Source organism: Clostridium pacaense (genome assembly GCF_020709765.2).
In the GTDB taxonomy this organism is placed as follows: domain Bacteria; phylum Bacillota; class Clostridia; order Lachnospirales; family Lachnospiraceae; genus Enterocloster; species Enterocloster hominis.
Genome location: NZ_JAJFEB020000004.1, coordinates 213,643 through 232,112 on the forward strand (window position 1 = coordinate 213,643; position 18,470 = coordinate 232,112).

General features: G+C 51.9%; 16 protein-coding genes. 14 read left to right on the plus strand and 2 right to left on the minus strand.

The window, feature by feature from the left end:
- Window positions 1-12: 12 nt before the first annotated feature.
- Window positions 13-2,313 carry an aminopeptidase gene (locus LK536_RS39150; protein ID WP_227795481.1) on the plus strand — a complete coding sequence of 767 codons (2,301 nt, stop codon included), beginning with the start codon at window positions 13-15 and terminating at the stop codon, window positions 2,311-2,313.
- 44 nt (window positions 2,314-2,357) lie between these two features.
- On the opposite strand, the gene LK536_RS39155 is transcribed toward LK536_RS39150, so the two are convergent.
- Together LK536_RS39155 and LK536_RS39160 are read right to left on the minus strand one after the other, a co-directional pair.
- On the minus strand, window positions 2,358-2,999 hold the full coding sequence (locus LK536_RS39155) for a CatA-like O-acetyltransferase (RefSeq protein WP_227795480.1): 642 nt from the start codon (window positions 2,997-2,999) through the stop codon (window positions 2,358-2,360).
- Between the two features lie 335 nt (window positions 3,000-3,334).
- Window positions 3,335-4,009, minus strand: coding sequence for a FadR/GntR family transcriptional regulator (locus LK536_RS39160; protein ID WP_227795479.1), 675 nt, complete (start codon window positions 4,007-4,009; stop codon window positions 3,335-3,337).
- Between the two features lie 230 nt (window positions 4,010-4,239).
- Between LK536_RS39160 and LK536_RS39165 the strand changes: the two genes are divergently transcribed.
- From LK536_RS39165 to LK536_RS39225, 13 genes are all read left to right on the plus strand, one after another.
- Window positions 4,240-5,355 (plus strand): ROK family transcriptional regulator, encoded by a 1,116-nt coding sequence (locus LK536_RS39165; protein WP_008717531.1) that lies wholly within the window; start codon window positions 4,240-4,242, stop codon window positions 5,353-5,355.
- A 4-nt stretch (window positions 5,356-5,359) separates the two neighbouring features.
- A complete protein-coding gene (locus LK536_RS39170; RefSeq protein ID WP_227795478.1) occupies window positions 5,360-6,331 on the plus strand; it encodes an N-acetylglucosamine kinase in 972 nt (323 codons plus the stop codon).
- Complete coding sequence (locus tag LK536_RS39175) at window positions 6,324-7,553, plus strand: hypothetical protein (protein WP_227795477.1); 1,230 nt, start codon at window positions 6,324-6,326, stop codon at window positions 7,551-7,553. Before LK536_RS39170 ends, LK536_RS39175 begins: the two co-directional genes overlap by 8 nt.
- A gap of 16 nt (window positions 7,554-7,569) precedes the next feature.
- Entirely contained in the window at window positions 7,570-9,066 is a 1,497-nt protein-coding gene (locus LK536_RS39180; protein ID WP_227795476.1) for a sugar ABC transporter ATP-binding protein, read from the plus strand.
- A gap of 31 nt (window positions 9,067-9,097) precedes the next feature.
- Window positions 9,098-10,039: an ABC transporter permease gene (locus LK536_RS39185; protein ID WP_025486682.1), complete on the plus strand. Its 942-nt coding sequence runs from the start codon at window positions 9,098-9,100 to the stop codon at window positions 10,037-10,039.
- 33 nt (window positions 10,040-10,072) lie between these two features.
- The gene (locus tag LK536_RS39190) at window positions 10,073-11,149 is read left to right on the plus strand and encodes a sugar ABC transporter substrate-binding protein (protein ID WP_227795475.1); all 1,077 of its coding nucleotides are present in this window, start codon (window positions 10,073-10,075) and stop codon (window positions 11,147-11,149) included.
- A gap of 228 nt (window positions 11,150-11,377) precedes the next feature.
- Window positions 11,378-12,109 carry a sigma factor gene (locus LK536_RS39195; RefSeq protein ID WP_008717522.1) on the plus strand — a complete coding sequence of 244 codons (732 nt, stop codon included), beginning with the start codon at window positions 11,378-11,380 and terminating at the stop codon, window positions 12,107-12,109.
- Window positions 12,106-13,380, plus strand: coding sequence for an anti-sigma-I factor RsgI family protein (locus LK536_RS39200; RefSeq protein WP_227795474.1), 1,275 nt, complete (start codon window positions 12,106-12,108; stop codon window positions 13,378-13,380). The genes LK536_RS39195 and LK536_RS39200 overlap by 4 nt, the downstream gene beginning before the upstream one ends.
- Window positions 13,373-13,612, plus strand: coding sequence for a DUF6783 domain-containing protein (locus LK536_RS39205; RefSeq protein ID WP_420361313.1), 240 nt, complete (start codon window positions 13,373-13,375; stop codon window positions 13,610-13,612). The genes LK536_RS39200 and LK536_RS39205 overlap by 8 nt, the downstream gene beginning before the upstream one ends.
- Entirely contained in the window at window positions 13,587-14,411 is an 825-nt protein-coding gene (locus LK536_RS39210) for a nitroreductase family protein (protein ID WP_025486688.1), read from the plus strand. Before LK536_RS39205 ends, LK536_RS39210 begins: the two co-directional genes overlap by 26 nt.
- A gap of 138 nt (window positions 14,412-14,549) precedes the next feature.
- Window positions 14,550-15,437 carry a PepSY domain-containing protein gene (locus tag LK536_RS39215; protein ID WP_227795473.1) on the plus strand — a complete coding sequence of 296 codons (888 nt, stop codon included), beginning with the start codon at window positions 14,550-14,552 and terminating at the stop codon, window positions 15,435-15,437.
- Window positions 15,438-15,673: 236 nt separating this feature from the next.
- Window positions 15,674-17,158 (plus strand): hypothetical protein, encoded by a 1,485-nt coding sequence (locus LK536_RS39220; protein WP_227795472.1) that lies wholly within the window; start codon window positions 15,674-15,676, stop codon window positions 17,156-17,158.
- A complete protein-coding gene (locus LK536_RS39225; RefSeq protein WP_120056360.1) occupies window positions 17,155-18,435 on the plus strand; it encodes a hypothetical protein in 1,281 nt (426 codons plus the stop codon). The genes LK536_RS39220 and LK536_RS39225 overlap by 4 nt, the downstream gene beginning before the upstream one ends.
- The last annotated feature ends 35 nt before the right edge of the window (window positions 18,436-18,470 follow it).

Genomic DNA, 18,470 nt, shown 5'->3' on the forward strand with positions numbered 1-18,470 from the left:
GAGTAAATGCGTATGGATTACAGAATTTTATTACAGGAAGAAAATGATGCCGTAAGGGAACGCTACCAACTGTCCATGGAACGGATTAAGGCCATGGAGACGGAGGAGATGAGGCTGCCTTACGGCAGTTATTTTAAGAAGACAGCTGCATTCATCATGCAGGTGGGGGAAGTGGTCAGGAGAAGAGGGGAAGAAGCCGGGGAAAATGCCGGGGATGGAGGACAAAACCCGGCGGGCTGCCCCGCGTCCGGGAACGGTCATACAGACATGGACCTGGAAGGACTTAAGCGGGAAAACCACGCCCTGTATGAGGATATCCTGCCTGAAAACTATGGGGAGAGCTATGCCAATCCCGATTATGCGGTCAGTGAGCTTTCAGATGGCATGGGGCAGCTGCTGTCATTTCTCTATACGGAAATCCGCGGGGATATCGTGTATGCCTACGAGATGCGGCTGACCCACATGACAATCCTGAACGAGGTGTTCCTGGAGGTTTATAACCTGTTTGTCCTTGCATGGGAAGAGGGAAGGGATGCGCCTGATAAGCAGGCGGTCAAGGACGCCCTGTACTGGTTTGTCAGCGATTATACGGACCTGACTGTTTCCTGGCGGGTGCGGGAGGGATTGGACCCCGGTCTGTCCTTTGCCAGGGATATCATCATGGACAGTGACTTAAGCAGCCTGGAGTATCTGTATCAGTACGGCGAATATATATCGGATACTGAACTGAAGCTGGCATCCTTTATGAACAGCCTGCCCCAGGAAACCATTGACAGGATGGCGGACACATATACCGAGGGTTACCGCAAAGGGTTTGAGGTCATGGGCCGGGACCTGTCCAGGAAAAAGACCGTGGTGGTGGAATACCAGCTGGGCTTTGAGCGGATGATACGAAAGGCAGTGGAGAATTTCCGTGCCATGGGCCTGGACGTGATTTCCTACCGGGCGGCAGTGGAGTCCGTGAACCGCAGGGCCGGCGGAAAACGTGGTTATTATGGGACTTCGGCCAACAGGCAGTATGATTATGACCACCGCTATGACAGCGCCCTGTATATGGGTAATGGCTTTAAGGAGCGCAGGCTTTCCGTGCTGAAGACTGCCTATGAGGAGTATAAGGAGCTGGCTTCCTGGTGCGCCGGACCGGCCCTGGTGGAGACCTTTGGGGAGGCCGGGTTCACGCCTGTCAACAAGAAAACAGCCCTGGCCCTTAACGGACACCAGGAGGAACTGACGGTTGCCTATGCCAATGAATCAAGGCAGATCGTAAACCAGTATATGCCAGGGGATGAGACCAGTTTTACCATCATTGCATTTCCAAAGCCCGATATCGGGCCGGATTTTGAGGAGATATTCCGGGAGACCATACGGATTAACACCCTGGATTACGGCAGATACCAGCGCATCCAGCAGCACATCATCGACGCCCTGGATCAGGCCGGGCATATAATCATAACCGGACGGGACGATAACGAGACCTGTATGAAGGTGATGCTCCATACCCTGAATGACGCGGGCAGGGAAACGAACTTTGAGAACTGTGTTTCCGATGTGAATATTCCATTGGGCGAGGTGTTCACCTCTCCTGTCCTGACCGGGACAGAAGGGCTTCTGCATGTGCGCAATGTGTATGTGGAGGATTATCAGTTCAAAAACCTTAGGATGCGGTTTAAGGATGGAAGGGTCACGGAGTTTTCCTGCGGTAATTTTGAAACGGATGGGGCTGTACTGGGCGGGGATGCCCAGAACGGTGCCGCCGGGAACGGTGCTATCGATAACGGTGCTGCTGAGAATAGTGCCGCTGGGAACGGTGTTGCCGATAACGATGCCGCTGGGAACGATGTTGCCGATAACGATGCTGCTGAGAACGGTGCTGCCCAGGGCAGGGCGCTGGTGAAGCAGGTAATCATGCGCAATCATGAGTGGCTGCCCCTGGGGGAATTTGCCATTGGCACCAACACGGCTGCCTATGCCATGGCCCGGAAGTTTGGTATCGGGGATAAGCTGCCCATCCTGATTGCGGAGAAGATGGGACCTCACTTTGCGGTGGGGGATACCTGTTACAGCTTTGCCGAGGATTCGCCTATGTATAACCCGGATGGCAAGGAAATCATTGCCAGGGATAACGAGATATCCCTTCTGCGCAAGGAGGATATGTCAAAAGCTTACTTCAGCTGCCATACGGACATTACCATCCCTTATTCTGAACTCGGTGACATCAAGGCCGTGGGGAAGGACGGGCAGGAGGTTTATATTATCCGGCAGGGACGGTTCGTGCTGCCGGGAACTGAGGAACTGAATGAAGCACTTTCATGATGTCTGGACCGGTTGGTATCCGGATCAGTTGATTTCCGGATTGGTCATCCGGCGTTAAAGTCATTAAGATAAGTCTGCAGAAGATCTGCCATTTTCCCAATATGTACGCCGTCCACAAAAGAGTGGTGTACCTGGACGGAAAATGGCAGTTTTATCCTGCCGCCTTTTTCATAAAATTTTCCCCAGTCGAACAGCGGTACGGCATTGTCACGGTTACCGGAGTCCGTGTGGGAAATATGGGTATAGGATACCCATGGGAATGGGGAAAACTGGAATATGTCATTGCCCATGGGGCCGGTAAAATATTCCTTCTGGTCCAGGACTGTCCTGGAGGCAAGGGTGACATATTCCCGCAGGGTGTCCTGCATGTCCACATTCACCACTTTAAACAGTTCCGTATCAGGATTCAGATATGTGAACGAGGTGTTGATTGTATCAAAGACAGCAGGCTTCCCATCCACGAACCGGCACCGGAAAGCTTCCACCTGGCTGGCACACAGGGTAACGGCATATACCATGGAAAAGGTAAATGAGTACCCTTTTTTCCTGATCCGTGGAAGGAACTGCGTGATGTCCAGTTCAAATGTCACACAGTACTGAGGCTGGGGAATGTTCCGGAATACCTGATAATGCATGGCCCTGTCCCAGGTTGGTATGTCAATCCAGTTTATCTTTGATTCTCTCATCTTTGCAGACCTCCGTTTTGAATGATTTATTATATGGATTGATTATACGCCTATAGACATATGATGTCAATAAGACATAGTATGTATATGGGTTTGTTTTTCATAGGATTATATGTCACATCTATGCTAGAAAGAAATGAAACTTTGGGAAGGAATGATACTTTAGGAAGGAATGAAACTTCGGGAAGGAATGAAACTCCGGACAGCTTCTGAAATAATGGGCTGCGGACATTAAAAAGCCAGTGCCGCCGGATGGACGGATACTGGCTTTCATCATGGGATATTCAGTTTTCCGGCTCAGGTACAGGGCCATCGGTGGGGTATCGGCTTACGTCTCACTCCATGTCCAGTTCCTTCATGGCGTGCATGATATGGATCTTCATGGCATTCCTTGCGCCCTCGGCATTGCGCTGCTCCAGGAATTCCATGATCAGCCGGTGGTCCGTGACGGTGTCCTGTATGGCTTTGCCGCTCCCGGAGGCCAGGCAGACGCCTTTGGCAATGGCCTGGTATAAAATCGGCATTAACTGGTTCATGAATTCATTGTGGGTTGCCTGGGCAATGGATTTGTGGAAGGCATGTTCGTCGCTGGTCCTGTCCTGCCCGTTCTGTATTTCTTCCTCGATTCTCTTTCCATATCCCATGATGCGCCTGATTTCAGCGTCCGTGCCGCGGACAGCAGCCAGATAAGCGGCCTCAGGCTCAAATATGAGACGCATCTCATAGAGGTCCCTGGCATTGACCTTTACGGTTGCCAGGGATTTAAGCTCCGTGGATTGGGGCAGGGTGTCCCTGATGACATAGGTGCCTCTTCCGCGCTGGATTTCCAGGATACCATATGCGATAAGTATTTTGATTGCTTCCCTTAACGTGGTCCTGCTTATATTCAGTTCTTCTGCCAGTTCTGTTTCATTGGACAGCCTGTCCCCGGTTGAAAACCGTTTTTCAACCGTTATCATGGATAATATGGTTTCGGCTGCGTTCTGTGAGAGCATTTTTTCTTGATTCATCTTACCACCTGATTCTTTTTTGTTATTATACTATTTTTATCATTGTATGTATACCGGATAAGACAAAAAACAGGGTGGATATGGAAAGTGCATAAAAAGATATGTTGGTGAAAAAATAAAATGGATAAATTGACGGATAAGTATTGACATATGCCTGGTTTGTGCATATAATATAGCCATACTTAATTAATAAAGTTTATTTATTAATTCCGCGGTGAGGAGATGAGGAAATGGCTGAGATGGTAGGGACTCCCAGAATGATCAAGCTTTTGAACAAGGATGTAATAGAGGGCATCATCAAGGTGAACGGACCCATTACAAAGCCGGAGATTGCAAGACTGACCAACCTGAGCCTGGTGACGGTGAACAAGACCGTCGATATCCTGGTGAAGGAGAATAAGGTAAAGCTCAGCAATGTGCAGGATTCGTCGGTTGGGCGCAGGGCCCAGTATTTTGAGATAAATGAAGAGCTGCACTATATCATAGGACTCCATTATGACTGCAATATGTACATAGGCGCCGTGTCCAACAGCATAGGGGATATCATATACAGAAAGGAATTTCCCGTAAGGCCGGATTCCTATGACGAGGTGATGGAGGACACATACAGGGCCTTGGATGTCCTTTGCGGGTTTTGCACAGGCCATGAGATTGCGGCCATAGGCCTTGGCGTGCCGGGCGTCGTGAAGGAAGGTGTGGTAACCAACATCCCTAACATCCCTAGCTGGGAGGGCATGGATGTTGCCCATGTACTGGAAGAGAAGTACGGCGCCCCGGTGCTTCTGGAGAATGATATCAACCTGGCTGCCATGGGCGTGTATTATGGCCAGTACAAGGATAAGGTGGACAGCCTGGCCCTGGTATACCTGGAACAGGGTATTGGTTCCGGCCTGATTCTGGGCAGGGAGCTGTTTAAGGGTTCCACTAACTTTGCAGGGGAGCTGAGTTACCTGCCGGTGAGCCAGGGCGCTGGGAGGCAGGACGGGAACAGCCGGTATAAAGGGGATTTTGAACACACCATGAGCCATCTGGAAGAGGAAATCAGACAGAGCAGCGGCACGCGCAGGAAGGAGCTTAAAAGCCTTTTAAGGCGCACGGTTGCCAACGGGCTTCTCAGCATTATCTGTGTCATCAACCCGGAGGTGGTGGGACTGGTGTGCAGCCGGATTTCAAGGGCGGATGTAAAGGGAATTGAGGAATTGTTAAAGGAATGCATTGGCGAAGAGCATGTTCCCAAGCTGATTAAGCTGGATGATATCAGGGAGCAGAGCATTTACGGTCTGATTGGCATGTGTATCCGGGAGATAACGCCAACCTACTCTTTGTCAAGCAGGAAACGGGGATAAGGGAATGGCTGATTATATACTTTCCGTGGACGGCGGAGGAACTAAGACGGAATTCTGCATCAGCGATATGGAGGGCCATATAAAGGACAGTGTCATCGTGGGATGCAGCAATTACAAATCCGTGGGAGTGGAAGCGGTCAGAGAAAGCTTTCAGGCAGGGTTTGAGCTGCTGGAAAAGAAGGGAATACGGCTTGGGAATCTGCGCTACAGTGTGTGGGGAATCTCAGGATGTGATTCGGAGCATGATTTTTCCCTGATACGCGCAGTCCTTGAGGGGCTTGGGATTGACGGGGAGACGAGCTATCTGTGCAATGACGGCATACTTGCCTTTTACGCCCAGGCCATGGAGCCGGGGATGGTGGTGATTGCCGGGACTGGTTCCATCATACTTGGGATTGGCAGCGATGGGGAGTATAAACGGGCCAGCGGCTGGGGCTATAATATCAGCGACATTGGTTCCGGGTACTGGATTGGGGCGGAGGCCCTTAAGCATACGTTGCTGTACTGTGACGGCTGCGGCGGATATTCACCATTTTTTGACTGTATCAGGGAGTATTTTAAGGCAGACAGTTTTGAGCGCCTGCCCTATGTGGTTACTGAGGTGACGGATTATTATGAGATTGCCAGGCTGGCTGAGCTTGTGACGGAGGAAGCCGGACGCGGGGAAGAAGTGACCCTTGGGATATTAAGGCATGGGGCGGAGGTAATTGCACGGCTCATGGGAAGCATTTACAGGCGGATGGGATTTGACAGCAGGATGGAACTGAATATTGTTTTTTCGGGCGGTGTGCTGAAAAGCAGGATTTACCAGCAGCTGATTAAGGAGGAACTGGCACGGCAGATTCCGCTGGAGCATGTGACATTTTCCATTCAGAAACATGCGCCTGTTTACGGGGGCATACGTCTGGCCCGCAGGATATTGGGGCAGGGCCTGCAGGGACAGGGCAGGCTTTCGGGGGAGGATCGGCATGAATAAAGAGGAAATCATTGTCCAGATTTCGACTGGAGGCTATCTGGAACATAAGGTTACCCATGAAGCGGTGTGCGGGAAGCTTATGCAGCTGCTTGGAACGATTGCGGTCAGCAAGGTGATTATCGGCTGGTCCTGCAGCCGGGAGTTATATGAGCATGTCACCGGATTCCTGAGACAGCGGGGCATCGAGTGCTATCTGTGGCTTCCCGTGTTTTCCGAGACAGGCGTTTTGAAGGCGGATACCGGGAAGCTGGTTGACGATACAGGTACGGAGGCGGAAAGCTACTGCCTGACAGAAGGGGAGAATTTTGAATTCTATTGCCCGGACCAGCAGCGCAATATAACATCGTTTTTGCAGATTTATGAGGAGCATTTTGACGGTCTGGGTTTTGACGGGGTGTTCCTGGACAAAATCCGGTATGGGTCATTTTCCAATGGCCTGGGCGGTGTGTTCAGCTGCTTCTGCCCGGCCTGCATGAAGCGGTACCAGGAGTGCGGGATTGATGTGGATGAGCTGAAGCACCAGATGGGGCTGGTGCGTGACGGGGCCGGCGGATATGGGGAGCAGGTTCTTGGCATAACTGCCTATGATAAGGGGAATTACACATTCGCACATCCTGTATGGGAGAAATTTTACAGGAAAAAGGCGGAGGATATCGCCAGGGCCTTAAAGACGGTCACCGGTTATTTCCATGACAGGGGGATGAAGGTGGGAATGGATACATTTGCCCCGTACCTGGCGTATTTTGCAGGGCAGGATATGAAGCGGCTGGCGCCCATGGCGGATTTCATCAAGCCCATGATGTACCGCATTACCAATGCCCCGGCGGGGATGCCTTTTGAGACGGACTGCCTGATCCGGGAAACCGTGCGGTGCAATGGGACGCAGATGGACGTGGATGCCAGAACCAGGGCGCGGAAAGCCTTTTTTGAGGTGCTGGGGTGCCATGACACTGGAACAGAGGCATTTGACCTGGATTTTACAGCCAGGGAGCTTACATATATGGCAGGACTGGGCGTACCGGTATACTGCGGGATTGAGGTAAACTGCAATGAGGCAGCGCCGTCCAGCCCGGAGTATCTGCGGGAGACCATGGAAGGCCTGAAGCAGGTGGATATGGAAGGATATGTCCTTTCATGGGATCTGATGGGCGCCACGGATGGGAACCTGGCGGCGGTCAGCGGTCATCTGGGCGCAGGACCATCGGATGGAAGACCGTTCTGACAGGGGGAGGCAGGATATGGAATACATACTGGAAATGAAAGACATTCATAAGAGCTTCGGCCCGGTTAAGGTTCTGGAAGGCATTGATTTCTCCCTGATCCAGGGGGAGGTGAGGGCCCTTCTGGGAGCCAATGGGGCCGGTAAATCCACATTGATTAAAATCGTGGGAGGCGTGCACAGCCAGACCTCGGGAGAGGTGTTCTTAAAGGGCGGCAAGGTGGCGTTTAAGAATGAGCATGACTCCAAATCCCATGGAATCAGCATCATTTACCAGGAACTGAGCCTGGTGCCGGCCCTTACGGTGGTGCAGAACATGTTCCTGGGCCGGGAAAGCGCCGGGGCAGGCGGATTTTTAAAGAAAAAGGAAATGTACCGGGAATATGAACGCATCTGCAAGGACTTTGATTTTGATATTGACCCGGATACGGTTGTGTCGCGCCTCAGCATTGCCAAGCAGCAGATGGTGGAAATCATGAAGGCAGTGTCCTGGAATGCGGACCTTGTGATCATGGACGAACCCACCACCTCGCTGACCAATAATGAGAAGGAGGGCCTGTTCCAGATCATCGGACGGCTGAAGGAGATGGGCAAGAGCATCATATACATCACCCATATCCTGGAGGAGGTGTTCCGTGTCTGTGACAGCGCCAGCATCATGAGGAACGGGAAGCTGGTGGGAAGCTATGATATAGGGGAGCTGACCAAGGCAAAGATAACCCAGCTGATGACAGGCAATGCGGACAGCCGGATTAAGGATTCCAAGGATTACCACTACGCGGATTATACTGCCGTCCCAGTGCTGGAACTGAAGGGCGTGTCCAGGGGAAATGTGGTCAGGGATGTGGACATGAAGGTATACAAAGGGGAGGTAGTGGGGCTGGCCGGGCTGGTGGGTTCCAAGCGGACCGAGATAATTAACCTGATTTACGGGATTGACCGGAAGACAGGGGGAGAAATCCTGGTGAACGGTAAGGCTGTGGATATCAGGTCGCCCCAGCAGGCCATTGCGCACAGAATCGGCTACATTCCCGAGGACAGGAAGAACCTGGGCCTTATACTGGACCAGGAGATTTATAAAAATGCAACCGCGGTGCAGGTCAGCAGGTTCAGGAAACATGGGTTACTGAACCGGAACCAGGAAATCCATTTTGCGGAGGACGGGGTTAAGAAGCTGGGTATCAAGATAAGCAGCGTGACCCAGAAGGTTAAGGAATTAAGCGGAGGCAACCAGCAGAAGGTTGTTGTATCAAAATGGCTGGGACAGGACCTGGATTTAATCATCTATGACGAGCCGACCAAAGGTATTGATATTGCTGCCAAGGAAGATATATTCCGTACCATACAGGATTTTTCCAGCCAGGGCATAGGGGTCATCTTTATCTCCTCGGACCTGGAGGAGGTAATCCGGGTATCTGACCGCATTATGGTAATCCGGGATGGGACGGCTGTCTGTGGGATGGAGAACCGGGACCTGACGGTGCAGGATATCATGAATAAGATATTTAATGTTTAGCGGGGTGAATAAGATGTCTGATGGGAAACGTATGAGGGAAAAGATAAATTTAAGAGAGTATGGTGTGGTCATCGGCTTCCTGGCCCTGTGTGTGATGATAACCATTGCAACGCCGGCATTTGCAAGCCACAAGAATATATTGAACCTGTTGAGGCAGTCCTCCATCATCGGGATCATATCAGCGGGAATGACCTTTGTCATCATATCCGGGAATTTTGATATATCCGTGGGAGCCGTGGCAGCCCTTTCAGGGGCAGTGATCATGAAGCTTGCAACTTCAGGTGTGAACCTGTTCCTGGCAATGATACTGGCGCTTGCCGTGTGCGGGATCATCGGCAGTGTGAACGGCTTCGTGGTGGCCAAGATAGGGATTCCATCCCTGATAACCACCATGGCCATGGTCAGCATTGTGAAAGGCTCCATGCTCATGCTCACAGGCGGATACCCTATCACGGAGACGTTTGTGGTGCTGGATGCCATTGGCAATGGCTACCTGATGGGGATTCCGGTTCCCGTGGTGATATTTGCGCTGACCGTGCTGGCGGCCTGGGTCGTGCTCAGCAAAACGCGGTTCGGGCGGTATGTGTATTCGGTGGGCGGCAATGCGGATGCCAGTAAATTAAACGGCATCAATGTGGATGCATACAAGATAAAGGTATTCATCATCAATGCAGTGCTGGCAGGCCTGGCAGGCATCGTGCTGGTGGGCAGGATGGGCACGGCCAGTCCTGCGGCCGGAGATGGATATGATATGGATGCCATTGCATCGGTCGTGATTGGCGGTACTTCGGTGGCTGGAGGTTCCGGTTCGGCGCTTAAGACGGTAATCGGTGTCCTGATGATGAGCGTGATTAACAACAGCTTCAATCTTCTGGGGGTGGACATGTATTTCCAGTACATATTCAAGGGGCTGATCATCCTGGTTGCAGTGGGGTTTGATTCTTACAGCAAGAAGAGACTTGCTACAAGATAGAAAAAAGTATTTTGAAAGGAAAAGGTGAGGATTATGAGGAGAACAGTAAAACGCGCAGTAGCAGTGGGGATGGCATGTGTAATGGCGGCAGGACTGGCTGGCTGTACAGGCTCTGCCAATGCAACCAAGGCGCCGGAGACAACGGCAGCGCCGGCCACCGAGGCCCCGAAGACAGAGGAGGCAAAGACGGAAGGGGAAAGCTCCGGGGAAGAGGCCAAGGCGGCTGAAACCACAGGGGAAAAGAAGGATTATAAGATAGCGGTATTGCTTCCTGGTCCCACAGGATATTTCGTGGCAACCAAGGAAGGCGTGGACGCTGCCGCGGCTGAGTACGGGGTTACCATTGAGTATGCGGATGCCCAGTGGGATGCATCCAAACAGCTGGCACAGGCAGAGGATTTCATGGTCAAGGGCGTTGATTTAATCGCGCTTTGCTGTGTGGATTCCGGTTCCGGTGAGAAAATTGTGAAATCCGCCCAGGAATCCGATATCCCGGTACTGGCATTTACCAATGCAATTGGATCCGAGGAAACCGGTGAATATGCAGGGCTGGTATCCTATGTAGGGCAGAACGAAGTCAACACAGGCGCCGTTACAGGCGAAATCGCAAAGAACCTGTTAGGCGGGGACGGCGGCAAGGCAATCCTGATTGAAGGGGTTCCCGGAACCACGCCTCAGATTAACCGCAAGAAGGGACTGGAGCAGGCCCTGGAAGGCAGCAACATTGAGATCATCTATAACCAGACCTCCAACTGGGAAAAGGAGCAGGCATTAAAGATTGTTGAGGACCTGATCCAGAAGAAGATGGAATTCAACGTGGTCATCTGCCAGGATGACAACTCCGCAACCGGCGCAGGACAGGCCCTTAAGGAAGCCGGGATGAAGGAAGATGTGAAGGTAATCGGGCTTGGCGGAAGTAAGGACGGACTCCAGGCGGTCAAGGACGGCGTGATTGACGGAACCACCTATATGTCGGCAGTGGAAGAAGGACATCTGGCCATCGAGACATCTGTAAAATACTTAAACGGTGAAAAGGTGGAGCCTGTGACGGAAATCAGGCAGGTGGAAGTGAACAGGGATAATGTGGATACATTCAAGGGTGAGTGGTAAGACCCTGTAATGCCCCGGCAATGGCTGGAATCATGAAAGGCATCCGTGCGGTGCCGGGAAGGCCTGCGCAACAGTGGTATGTTACAATCAGAGACCGGGATTTTTTTAAAGGACTGCCGTTATCAGCGGCAGTTCTTTTCGTTATATGGTACAATGGAATCATAATTACCCGCATTACCCCCAAAAAACGGATATGGATCCGTATACTATAATAAATGGAGGTGCAGGATGGGAGGAGAGCATGCAATCGTTCATATGGTATACAGGGCAAAGAAAGACGCGCTGGCTGCCGATGAGCTGATTTCCCAATATATGAATTTCATACGGTCTGAGACAGCCAGGTTTACCCATGCCGTACCTTCTGAGGGCAGGGATGATGAGCTTAGCATTGCCATGTTTGCGTTTTATGAGGCGGTTCAGGGATATGAACGGGGAAGAGGCAGCTTTCTTTCCTATGCTTCTGCAGCCATCCGCAACCGTCTGGTTGATTATAACAGAAAAGAGGAACGCCATAAGGGGACGGTTTCCTATGACGCGCCATTGGGGGATGGGGAGGAACATACGCTTTCTGATATGATTCCTGCCGGGGAAGACGGGATGAAGCAATGGACGGTCCGGGAGGCTACCAGGGAGGAATTGGAGGAATTTGCAAATAATCTTATGGAATATGGCCTGAGCCTGTCCGAAGTGGCGGACAATTGTCCGAAACAGGAGCGTACACTGCAGGCCTGCCACAAGGCATTGCAGGCAGCCAGGGAGAATCCGGGGATTCTGGACCGGTTTGTGAAAAGCAGGCGGCTGCCCCTGGCGGAACTGACTGCTGTATCCGGAGTTGCGAGAAAGACCCTGGAACGGCACCGTTCCTACATGATGGCCATTTTACTTGCATATACAAATGGTTACGAGATTATCCGGGGGCACCTGTGTCAGGTATCCGGGGGAAAGGAGGCATCCGTATGACATATCTGGTGATGGAATGCCATCCGGCATACGCAATCGTGCTGGATCAGGCAGGCCGTATCATAAAAGTGGCAAATATGGGGTATGAGGTGGGGCAGAAGGTGGATGATGTCATTGAACAGCAGCACAGGCCGGCGCTGTTTAGGATGAGGCTTGCATCCATGGTGGCTGCGGCCTGTCTTTGCCTTGCCGTCCTGGGAGGCGGGGGATACGGGGCCTGTTTCATTCCCTACGGGACCGTGCACCTGAAAATCAATCCGGATGTCCTGATGTCCGTGAGTTACATGGACCGGGTAGTGGGCCTGGAAGGGCTGAATGAGGATGGGAACAGACTGATTGGACAGGTGTCTTACAAAGGGAAGCATGCAGAGGATGTTACCCGGCTTCTGGTTGAACGCGCCGTGGACATGGGGTACCTGGCTGAAGGTGGAACCGTGATGGTGAAAGCAGACGGGGGCAGCATACGGTGGAAACAGAAGAGGGAAGACGATATCGGTACCGGACTGAGGAGACAGTTTGAAGGCAGGATGCAAGTGGAGATAAAGGTAGGGGATGACGCAGGGGATATGAAGGATGCAGATGGGGATGACCGGACCGCTGCGCCGGATGCTCCAGTGGTCCGTCCTGCGTCCCGTCCTGCTTCCGGCCATCATCCTTCCATGCCGGCCCGTCCTGCAGCTGCGCCGGCTGTGCCAAAGGCGGCAGAAGGGATGACTGGGGGCGCGGGACGCGGTGGAACAGGTGAGCGGGATGATGACGATGAAGAAGAGGATGACCGGGATGATGGGCGCGGAGAAGAGGATGACCGGGACGATGGGCGCGGAGATGGAGATGACCGGGACGATGGGCGTGGAGAAGAGGATGACCGGGATGGTGGGCGTGGAGATGGAGATGACCGGGACGATGGGCGCGGAGAAGAGGATGACCGGGACGATGGTGGGCGTGGAGATGGAGATGACCGGGACGATGGTGGGCATGGAGATGGAGATGACCGGGATGATGGGCATGGGGATGGAGATGACCGGGACGATGGGCATGGAGATGGAGATGACCGGGATGATGGGCGTGGGGATGGAGATGACCGGGATGATGGGCGTGGGCATGGAGATGACCGGGACGATGGGCGTGGAAACGCAGATAGCCAGGAAGATGACCGGAAAGATGACATCGGTCATGAAAACGATGGAGATGGCGCTGCGGATGATGAGGACGGGAATGGAGGAAATGAAAATGAAGAAGATGATGGGGACAGTAATGAGGACGATGACTAGGGCGTGTTTGAAAATTCATTCCCGCCATCTGCACGTCCCACTTCGCGGCATATTTGGCCCCGATTCGGTCAACGTAGCCCGCTACGCCTTCCTCATCGGGACCAAATCTCCCACAAAGTGGGACGTACATCTGACGGAAAGCAATTTTCAAACACGCCCTTGCGCTCCATCATGCAAAAAAGCGAATACATGGAAGGAGGAACGCAATGGAACGATTCGATGCCCTGATTAAAAAGGACGGTTCAGGCAGACTGACCATTGTTGAAATTCCGTTTGATGCAAAAGCGGTATTCAGTAAACCTAAGGGGACGATTTATGTAAGCGGTACGATTAATGGCATTGGATACCGAAGTAAATTACTATCCCGCGGCGGCGGGAGATTTGTCATGGTTTTAGATAAGACGGTGCAGAAGTCCGTTGGGTTTGACGGTCAGGCGATGGCAGCGGAGATTACCATGTCCTGCGAGGATATGGATGCTGTCAGGGAAAAACCTGAAAAGTTGGTTGATATCACGAGTGATATGGATATCCTTACTGCCATAAAAACACGGCGAAGCATACGGGAATTCACCTCCAAACCAGTCAGCCAGGATATGGTAAATGCCATCCTTTTTGCAGGCATGCAGGCTCCTACGGCAAAAGATAAGCGCCCGTACCATTTTATCGTGATAAGGGACCGGCATGTCCTATCAATCCTGGCCCGGAATAATCCCAATGCTGCGATGATGGAAGAATCCGCAGGAGCAATTATTGTTTGCGGAGATAAGAATATAGAAGGAATAAAAGAGTTCTTATATGCAGATTGTGCGGCCGCAACGCAAAACATGCTGCTCAGTATTCACGGATTAGGACTGGGAGGTGTCTGGTGTGGTGTGGCGTCTAATTCTGATTGGCGGAAATTGTTAATCCATCAATTGGCGCTCCCTCCTAAGCTGGAACCCATTTCCGTGATTGCCTTTGGCTGGCCTGCCGGGATAAAGGAATCGGTCTGCCGGTGGGAAACCGCAAAGATTCATCATGAAAAGTGGTAGCTGTCCACGGGAATGCCGTTTCCCAATGGGAAATATAATTTTTCAGAAAAAATCATCTCTACCCCAGTTTTAAAAATATGCTTCCGTAATCTATGTATATAAGCAAAAACATCCACAGATTACAGGAGGAAAATGAATATGTTAAAAAGAAGATTAAACAGGGCAGCCGTATTTGCATGTGCCGCCATATTGGCAGCAGGGGCAGCCAGAGCAGGAAATACAGCGTTCGGGGCGCCGTCTTACAAAGCATCGAGCAATAAGGAAGAGATTAAGGGGCGTATCCTGGTGAGCGCGGGACCGGATATATCCATTTCCTATGATAAGGATGGTACGGTGCTGGAGATAAAAGGGGTTGACCGGGATGGTAAGGAATTCCTGGAAGGACAGGACGGGTATGTTGGAAAAAGTTGTAAAACAGCAGTGGGAAGGCTGATCAGACGCCTGGATGAAAAGGGTTGGTTCAGTGAAAATGCAGACGGTTCCAGAAAGAGCCTGGTGGTAAAGGCTGAAAAAGGCTCCAGGTATCCGGATGACATGTTTATGAGGGAGATAGAGGATGAAGTCCGTGATGTTGCAAAGGACCGTGAAATCAATGCGTATATCAAGGTGGTGGGAACCCATTCGTTGGATGATAGGGGGTATATCGACAGGGAAACTGCTGAGAGGATTGTATTGGAACAGTTTGGATTAAAGGAAGACAGCCTGAAATTCAAGGAATACGAACTGGATGACGGGGTTTATGAAATAGAGGTAGTAATCCAGGGAGTTGGACATGAAGTGGAACTGGACGCGGTAACCGGGGCAGTGCTGGATATTGACCGGGATGATGATCATGATGGGCATTATGATGATGACCATGACGATGACCGGGATGATGACCATGATGACGATCGGGATGATGACCATGACGATGACCGGGATGATGACCATGACGATGACCGGGATGATGACCATGATGCTGACCGCGATGGTGACCATGATGACGACCGCGATGATGACCATGACGATGACCGCGACGATGACTGATGCATCACGTCCATGACACATTTCACAGAATCAGTTAATCTGCAAACATACCAATAAAGTAAAAGGTTGAAGGAACATGGGTTGAAGGAACACGGATTAAAGGAACAGGAACGGCATACTGGGATTCCGGTATGCCGTTCCTGTTTGTTACGATTGTTTTAATAATTCTACCGCTTACTATCCATTCCACCCTCTCTAGTGTATAATGATTGAAAGACAAGATGGAGGTAAATACCATGAAGCAGAAGCCTGAAAATGAAACAAACCCACGCACCCCATCCCACCTTCCTGAAGCGCTGGAACAGTGGCATGAGGACGGTCAGTTCCAGAATATCATTGATGCGATTGAAGCCCTGCCCCGGGAGCAGCAGACACCGGAATTAACCAGCCAGCTGGCGCGCGCATATAACAACCTGGCGGAGCCGGGGGACAGGCATCTGTTTAAAAAGGCAGTGGAACTCCTGGAATCCGTGGAAAAGGAATATGCAGGGGAACATGACTGGAATTATAGGATGGGCTACGCGCTGTATTATCTGGACCAGGAATCCAAAGCAAGGTACTATTTTGAAAAGGCATTGGAGTACAGGCCGGGGGATGAGGATACGCTGGAGATGATATCCCTGTGCAGGAAGGCCCTTACCCTTCCCAATGCAATGAAACCCTTCTGCGAGAGGGTAAAGGAGGGATGGCAGTCATTCCTGGAGGGGGAAGGGAGACTCAGGGAACTGTTGGATGCAAAGCAGGGAGGGGAACAGGTGGCTGGTTTGTGTCATCAGCTTCTTTCGCCTGCATTTGCAGGACTGTATTTTGAAGTGGGCCGCAATGGCAGTAAATATGACCTGATCCTGTCGCCGGAGGGGGACAAGAGCCGCATTTTCAAACTGAAGTACTTTATGGAACATGCGCCAAAGGAGGTGCATCAGAACTGGAATATCCTGGTGGGACGCCAGCCAGCCAACGGATTTGTGCTCAGGATGTTTGACAGGGATATCGGTACGGAAGATGCAAGGGTCTGGGTGGAGGAACTGGATGATAAACAGATCGGGCTGTCCATTTACTGTGAAAAGCTGCTGCCTTTGCTGAAGGAAAATGAGAACCAGGCGTATGGCCTCATGTCTGTCCTGCTGGACCAGGCCATTGGGGAAATCCCCGCCATCCGGTATGTGGGATATATGGATCTGCTGGAAACGCCTCAGGAGGGGGAGGACATCTGCCTGGCAGACCTTCTGGAATACATAAAAAAGGACAGGGAGATTGTCACTGCGGACCAGATGTGCCAGTGGTACAGCGCATATGAGATGAAGCCGTCGGAGGAAGAAGGGTGGGATCTGCGTGAAGACGTATATGCGGGAGTAACCACCTGTATTCCGGTTGTCAGCGCATATTACAGGGGGGATGACGGAATCATGGAGGATTTCCATCAGGATGGGGCGGTCCCTGGATTTTTCTATTATCCGTTGGACGGTATACCAAGGAATCAGATACTGGATCTGCGGGATAAACTGGAACAGGAGATATCAGGAAAATGTGGGGATGCGGTGGTATTTACCGGAGGCGCCACGGGGACGGAGTGCGGATACCTGGATTTTATTGCGTGGGATCTGACCGCTGTGCTGAACGCCGCGGTGGAGGTATTCAGGAACCTGCCTGTTAAGGAGGCGTTATTCCATACCTTCCGCCGCAATGCGGGCAGTATCCGGATAAAGAAGGAGGAGGCATGAGCATACGGTTTGCATTTGGCGCAAAGGTAAGGAAGAAGGAAGCGCTGATTCAGGCTGTCCGCAGTCTTGCAGAATCCGGTGGGCAGACCGTACAGGAGGACAATGACCATATATGGATATCCTTCTGTCCCATGGGCGGCATTTCCATGACCTGGGAACATGAAAACGGACTGCTGGGTCAATGGGTCATATCCGGGGAATGCTACTCCACACCCTGCGGGCCAGGATTCCATAAGGCGGCGGTGGAATTTGTGGATGCACTGGGCAAATCCGTCCTTAAGGGCCTGACTGTGTCAGATGAGACTGATTATTACAGTCACAGGGATTTTCAGCGTATGAAAGAGGAACATTTCCATCCATGGCTTAAGATGCTGGTCAACCTGTGCAGGGAGCGCCTGGCTTCAGGGGAATACAGCAGCCTCTGTCTGTGCTGGGACATAAATCAGTACCAGCCCGAGGATATCCCGGGAACCGTTGTGACACCCATGGGACGGTTTGGGATTGCCAGCATGGTTAAGACCGTGGAGTGCCTTGGAACCGGATGGCTGGCAGACCGGTTCTTCATATGGAACCAGCCTGAGAAGGATGCTGCATACTACAGGAACTGTGCCCTGAACCTGATGTGGGAAAAATGCTTCTTCGGCCCATCGGACCGCAGCGCTCAGGACGCGGACCTTAACCGGGCAGCCCTTGATGATCTGGAACAGGCATACAGGCTGGATCCCAGGATTCCCCTTCCTATGGAAGCATACCTGCTGCTGTGCGGTCTGGACAAAAGGACGCCCGTCATACCAGATACGGCCCAGGTATTGGAGTCCCTGTATCCGGTGGGATTCAGAAGGGGGGAAGTGACATACGGATATGGTGTCCTCCGCCTGACCCTTCCGGGTAATTATCTGTATGAGTGGGAGGAACAGGAAAATGGCAGGGGCTGCGACTTATGGTGGGACGGCACCGGCAAGGATCCCATATGGCGGGTGAACGGGTTCCGGCTTCAGGGTAAGGACGCCTCACTGGAAGGTGGTTTTGACGGCCTGAGGGAGCTTAAGGACCTGGACATGCCAAACGGCCGGGCGCGCTGGGGCTGGCGCAAGGTGGAGGATGAGGAAGAAGCCTATTATCAGGTGTTCTGCAAGGCTGTTTCAGGACCATCCCTGTTTCTTGTGACCATCACCTATTTTGAGGAGGGACAGCGGGCCGGAATCTATGGACTGCTGGGTAAATTAAAGGCGGTTAAGGACCAGGAACCGGAGACACATACAGAGGCTTACAATTAACTCTGTCAGGAGAACGAACTCCACAGACAGAATGG

What these genes read in the sequence shown, in the direction of transcription:
- LK536_RS39150 (WP_227795481.1), top strand. Translation starts at nt 13, where the DNA reads ATGGATTACAGAATTTTATTACAGGAAGAAAATGATGCCGTAAGGGAA.
- LK536_RS39155 (WP_227795480.1), bottom strand. Translation starts at nt 2,999, where the DNA reads ATGAGAGAATCAAAGATAAACTGGATTGACATACCAACCTGGGACAGG.
- LK536_RS39160 (WP_227795479.1), bottom strand. Translation starts at nt 4,009, where the DNA reads ATGAATCAAGAAAAAATGCTCTCACAGAACGCAGCCGAAACCATATTA.
- LK536_RS39165 (WP_008717531.1), top strand. Translation starts at nt 4,240, where the DNA reads ATGGCTGAGATGGTAGGGACTCCCAGAATGATCAAGCTTTTGAACAAG.
- LK536_RS39170 (WP_227795478.1), top strand. Translation starts at nt 5,360, where the DNA reads ATGGCTGATTATATACTTTCCGTGGACGGCGGAGGAACTAAGACGGAA.
- LK536_RS39175 (WP_227795477.1), top strand. Translation starts at nt 6,324, where the DNA reads ATGAATAAAGAGGAAATCATTGTCCAGATTTCGACTGGAGGCTATCTG.
- LK536_RS39180 (WP_227795476.1), top strand. Translation starts at nt 7,570, where the DNA reads ATGGAATACATACTGGAAATGAAAGACATTCATAAGAGCTTCGGCCCG.
- LK536_RS39185 (WP_025486682.1), top strand. Translation starts at nt 9,098, where the DNA reads ATGAGGGAAAAGATAAATTTAAGAGAGTATGGTGTGGTCATCGGCTTC.
- LK536_RS39190 (WP_227795475.1), top strand. Translation starts at nt 10,073, where the DNA reads ATGAGGAGAACAGTAAAACGCGCAGTAGCAGTGGGGATGGCATGTGTA.
- LK536_RS39195 (WP_008717522.1), top strand. Translation starts at nt 11,378, where the DNA reads ATGGGAGGAGAGCATGCAATCGTTCATATGGTATACAGGGCAAAGAAA.
- LK536_RS39200 (WP_227795474.1), top strand. Translation starts at nt 12,106, where the DNA reads ATGACATATCTGGTGATGGAATGCCATCCGGCATACGCAATCGTGCTG.
- LK536_RS39205 (WP_420361313.1), top strand. Translation starts at nt 13,373, where the DNA reads ATGACTAGGGCGTGTTTGAAAATTCATTCCCGCCATCTGCACGTCCCA.
- LK536_RS39210 (WP_025486688.1), top strand. Translation starts at nt 13,587, where the DNA reads ATGGAACGATTCGATGCCCTGATTAAAAAGGACGGTTCAGGCAGACTG.
- LK536_RS39215 (WP_227795473.1), top strand. Translation starts at nt 14,550, where the DNA reads ATGTTAAAAAGAAGATTAAACAGGGCAGCCGTATTTGCATGTGCCGCC.
- LK536_RS39220 (WP_227795472.1), top strand. Translation starts at nt 15,674, where the DNA reads ATGAAGCAGAAGCCTGAAAATGAAACAAACCCACGCACCCCATCCCAC.
- LK536_RS39225 (WP_120056360.1), top strand. Translation starts at nt 17,155, where the DNA reads ATGAGCATACGGTTTGCATTTGGCGCAAAGGTAAGGAAGAAGGAAGCG.